Here is a 508-nt window from a genome sequence, read left to right as displayed (position 1 = left end):
TCCACCCCGTCGCGGCGCACCAGCAGATCAGCCACCGCCTGGGCCGCCGGAATGCGCAGACCGAGGTGGCGGCAGCGGGAGCGGATGGTGGTGATCATGTCCTCGGGACTGGGTGCGCACAGCAACCACACGGTGCGCTCGGGCGGTTCCTCGATGGCCTTGAGCAGGACATTGGAGGTGCGCTCCGCCATGCGGTCCGCATCCTCCACGACAATCACCCTCCAGCGTCCCTGCGAGGGCGCGACCTGGGCACGCTGGACGAACTCGCGGGCCTCCGCGATCTGGATCTGTACCTTGTCGGTGGAGATGGACAGGACATCCGCATTGGTCCCCGCCAGGGTCGTGCGACACCCCGCGCACTCCCCACACCCGGGGACGGGACCCGTGCACTGCAGGGCGGCGGCGAACGCGCGCGCGGCAACCGAGCGCCCCGACCCCGGGGGACCGGTGACCAGCCACGCATGGGCCATGGACCGCTCCCCGGCTGCGTCTCCCGGCCCGCCCTCGC

Annotated in this window: 1 protein-coding gene; it reads right to left on the bottom strand. The window is 71.9% G+C overall.

Annotated features, from left to right (window positions below; all coding sequences use genetic code 11):
- Nucleotides 1-470 (bottom strand): DNA polymerase III delta subunit-related protein (locus tag FK530_RS25345; RefSeq protein WP_231706810.1); only part of this gene is annotated, 470 nt, incomplete at its 3' end.
- Nucleotides 471-508: the final 38 nt, after the last annotated feature.

This window comes from Tsukamurella conjunctivitidis (assembly GCF_007858475.1).
Taxonomy (GTDB): Bacteria; Actinomycetota; Actinomycetes; order Mycobacteriales; family Mycobacteriaceae; genus Tsukamurella; species Tsukamurella conjunctivitidis.
Note: the sequence above shows the minus strand (reverse complement) of the source record. Positions and strands in the feature narration are given on the sequence as shown.